This is a genomic window from Corallococcus praedator (assembly GCF_003612125.1).
Classification (GTDB): domain Bacteria; phylum Myxococcota; class Myxococcia; order Myxococcales; family Myxococcaceae; genus Corallococcus; species Corallococcus praedator.
The window spans coordinates 1-4019 of the sequence record NZ_RAWI01000598.1 but is presented as its reverse complement, the minus strand read 5'-3'; the positions used below and the strand labels follow the sequence as shown (position 1 = coordinate 4019).

Here is a 4019-nt window from a genome sequence, read left to right as displayed (position 1 = left end):
GGGATGCCCTCTACGTGATGGCCTCCGCCGAGCGTGAGTCTCCCTATGAACGCGTGCTGTATCGAACCGCGCTGAAGGGAGGAGACTTGAAGCGACTGTCTCCAGAGCCTGGGGCGCGCCGGGTGGTGATGTCACCCTCCACGCGGTACTTCGTGGATGGGCATTCAACCCGGGAGCAGCCGAGGGTCTGGGATGTGACCTCCACGGACGGGAAACAGTCGTTTCGCTACGCGAAGGCCGACGCGAGCGCGCTGGCGGAGCTGCACTACACACCACCGGAAGCCCTCACGGTGAAGGCGGCGGACGGCACGACGCAGCTGTATGGAGTGCTGTTCAAGCCCTGGGACTTCGATCCGAAGAAGCGCTACCCAGTCATCGATGTCATCTACGCGGGGCCGTTCATCACGGTGGTGCCGTGGGGGTACGTGGGCGGTGGGGAGAGCCTCATCGCCCAGTCGCTGGCCCAGCTTGGCTTCGTCGTGATGGTGTTGGACGCACGTGGCACGCCGGGAAGGAGCAAGGCCTTCCAGGATGTGAACTACGGACGCGTGGGCCAGACGGAGATTCCGGACCATGTCGCGGCGTTGAAGCAGGCGGGCACGAGCCGCCCCTACATGGACCTGGAGCGCGTAGGCATCTATGGCCATTCCTGGGGCGGCTACTTCGCCCTGCGGGGGATGCTGACGGCGCCGGAGTTCTTCAAGGCAGGCTATGCGGGAGCACCGGGGGCACTGACGGAGGAAGCCATCATCAACGAGCCCAACATGGGATTGCTCACGGAGAATCCGGAGGGCTACGCGGCGGGCGCCAACGAAGCGCTGGCAGGGAAGCTCCAGGGGGCGCTCAAGCTGATGCACGGCACGAGCGACGTGAACGCGACGCTGTCCACGACGATGCGGATGGCCCACGCCCTGGTGCGTGCGAACAAGCACTTCGACCTGTTGATCATGCCAGGAGAGGGACACAACCCCAACGGGCCCGCCAGCCGGTACTACATGGACGACGTGCGTCGGTTCTTCCTCCGGGAGCTGGGCGCGCCGCGATAGACGGAGGGAACCCGAACCCGACAAGATGCTCGCCCAGAGACCTTGCCGGAAGAGGAACATGCCCCTGCGCTACTTCCAGCTTTCAGAGGACGTCTATGTCCCAGGTCGCTGGTACCTGGGAGACCCGGTCGATGAGCACTCGGTGGAAGTCGAGGACCCGTGGATGTTCCGGGCTGGGAAGCCTGTTGAGGTGACTGGTCGCCTCCGAATCCCCATTGATGAACCTGGAAGACCCCTGGATTTTTCGGAGGCGGGCATCGGGACCCAGTCCGTCATCCACGTCAAGGTCGCCACGGTCTTCGCGGAACTGGCTCCCGACGACATCCAGCTTTTCGCAGTCGACATCGACGGTCAGCCTGAGCAGTTCAGCATGCTCGTGGCGACGCGGATGATCCGTTGCATCGATGACAAGGCATCGCGGGAAGTGCGGTACTGGGAACCCAAGCACGAGCAGCCGGAAAAAGTGGGGCAGTACATGTCCGTGGCGGGCATGCGCATCGACCCCGCGAAGGTGGGCACAGCCAAGATCTTCCGCACCTGGGGTTGGTCCATCGCCCTCATCGTCTCCGAAGACCTCAAGAACGCCTTGGAGCGCACCGGCGCCACCGGCATGCGTTTCACCGAGGTGTAGTGAGCCCATACCCAGCGCCCGCTCGGACAGGCCCCGGTTCGGCTTGCACGGACTTGCTGCTACCGTGGCGCCCATAGCTGACGTGACTGCGAGGCGACATGACGCGGCTGGGCTGGGCGCTGCTACTGGGGATGCTCGTGTCGGGCTGTGCAACAACGCGGCGCGTGAGCCTGGAGACGGACGACGGCGCACGGGTTGTCGTCACGCCTAGCGAGGAGGAAGGGGCCTCCCTCTCCGCGACCCGGCTCCGGGAGGAAGAGTTCGAGACGGTCGTGAAGGCGCTTGCGCGCGACGTGCGGCCGTCCGCCAACCCCATGCGGGCCGCCCGTGAGCTGTTCGGTCTTCCCGAGCGCAGTGGCCTGTATGGGTTTCACGAGCGGACCCGGCAGATTGTCCCCCTGGGTGAAGAGGAGAAGCGCGACCTGCACCTGCTGAACGCGTCCGACGACCTGACGCGGGGCTACAAGCGCTGGTGCGAGAAGCGGAAACAGTCCGGGGACTGCCTGCGGCTGCTGGAGGAAGGGCCGCTGCTGGGAAGCGACGGCCGCTATGCACTGGCGATGGCCGTGGCCATGGACTCCGTGTGGCAAGAGACGTCCGAGGCCTTGAAGGACATCGCCCACCCGCAGGCCGTGCTGGCCACGCTGACCTCCACCGTGACGATGTACCTGCTGCTCTGGGCACTGCCGGAGCCCTTGTCCAAGGGGCTCGCCGCCTTGATAACCGCCACGGCGATTGCGTACCTGGGCGTGGACACGGTGTGGAGCATCCTCGACGGGTGGCTCACCCTCGTGCGCCACGTGGACGGGGCCACCACCTTCGTCCAGGTGCGCGACGCTGGCGAGGCGTACGGAGAGGGGCTGGGTGAGAACGCGGCACGGGTGTTCGTGATGCTGGCGACCGTGGCCCTGGGCAACACGGTGGGGCTCGCGACGAAGGTGCAGGGGCTGCCCGGCTCCGCACCGGCCGCGATCGTGGTGGAGACCCAAGCGGGCTTCCAGTACGTGGCCATCGGCGGCGTGCGCTCCGTGGCGATGACCGCCGAGGGCTTCACCATCGCTCTCGCCCCCAACGCGGTAGCGATGTCATCGGTGCCCAGGGGGACGCAGCGTCATCATCTGGCCACCATCCGCAACGAGAAGTCCGCCAAGCGCGGTGGGCCGTGGACCCCGCTGTTCCGGAAGCTCTTCAAAAAGGCAGGGATGGATTTGAATGATCCGGAGAACATTGTTGAAGTCAAAGGCCACCGAGGCCCACACCCGCGCGAGTATCATGAGTACGTGATGAGCCGGCTGAGCGACGCCACAAAAAACTGCCGAACCGTGGTGCAGTGTCGCGATGCGCTGACGAGTGCACTCCAGGACCTTGCCGAGGAAGCCAACGCTTCGGGCACGATCCTCAACCGTCTTCTGACCACGCGCAAGGGACGTTAGGGTTCAACCATCATGGCTGCTCGGTACTTTGAACTCAGGTCGGATGTTCAGGAAGAGAACTGGTACCTGGACGACCCGGTCGATGCAAACTCGGTGGAGGTCGATAACCCCTGGATGTTCGGGAACGGGAAACCCATTCCTGCACCCGGCTACCTCCGAATTCCCATCATGGAACCAGGAAGGCCCCAGGACTTCTCCCTCGCGGGCGTAGGAATGACGCCCATCGTCCACGTCAAGATCGCGACCGTGCTCGCGGAGCGCGCTGCCAACGACGTGCAACTCTTCTCGGTCGACATCCAGGGCCACCCCGATCAGTACGTCCTGTTCGTGGCCACCAAGCTCATCCGCTGCATCAACGAGAAGGACTCCGAGGAGATCCGCTTCTGGGAGGCCAGACACGGTCAGCCAGAGCGAATTGGCGAGTACCGCTCCGTGTACGGCATGCGCATCGACCCATCAAAAGCAGGCGACGCCCAACTCTTCCGTCCCTGGGGCTGGTCCATCGCCCTCATCGTCTCCGAGGACCTCAAGGACGCCCTGGAGCGCACCGGCGCCACCGGCATGCACTTCACCGAGGTGTAGGCGTCACCCTTCGCGCGGGACGTTGCCTTCCAGCCCCGGCGCCGCCAGCGCCATGCCCAGCGCGGCCAGGGCCGTGAGCCCCGCGGCGATGGCGAACTGCGCGGCGAAGTGCCCTCGCGCCAGCGACAAGGCCGCCACCGCCAGCGAACCTCCCAACAGCCGCATCGAATACAGCGTGCTCGTCACGATGCCCCGGTACTGCCACGGCGCCCGCGACTGCGGCCCCAGCAGCGAGCTGCTCGCCGCCGGCCCCACGCCCATCCCCACCAGTGCCAGGGCCGCAGTCGCGGGCGCCGTGGCAGTACCGGGGCATCGTGACGAGCACGC

General features: G+C 65.6%; 4 protein-coding genes and 1 pseudogene. 4 read left to right on the top strand and 1 reads right to left on the bottom strand.

Annotated elements, in window-relative coordinates:
* The 4 genes from D7Y13_RS39470 to D7Y13_RS39455 form a co-directional block, all read left to right on the top strand.
* Positions 1-1046: alpha/beta hydrolase family protein (locus tag D7Y13_RS39470; RefSeq protein ID WP_147452612.1), on the top strand; the 1046-nt coding region annotated here is incomplete at its 5' end.
* Positions 1047-1104: 58 nt separating this feature from the next.
* Entirely contained in the window at positions 1105-1677 is a 573-nt protein-coding gene (locus tag D7Y13_RS39465; protein ID WP_120534613.1) for an imm11 family protein, read from the top strand.
* A 98-nt stretch (positions 1678-1775) separates the two neighbouring features.
* The gene (locus D7Y13_RS39460) at positions 1776-3110 is read left to right on the top strand and encodes an AHH domain-containing protein (protein ID WP_120585767.1); all 1335 of its coding nucleotides are present in this window, start codon (positions 1776-1778) and stop codon (positions 3108-3110) included.
* Between the two features lie 168 nt (positions 3111-3278).
* Positions 3279-3692, top strand: a complete 414-nt coding sequence (locus tag D7Y13_RS39455; protein WP_341870470.1) for an imm11 family protein — start codon at positions 3279-3281, stop codon at positions 3690-3692.
* A 3-nt stretch (positions 3693-3695) separates the two neighbouring features.
* Here the strand turns inward: D7Y13_RS39455 and D7Y13_RS39450 are convergent.
* Positions 3696-4019: pseudogene (locus tag D7Y13_RS39450) on the bottom strand (MFS transporter); the annotation flags it as partial.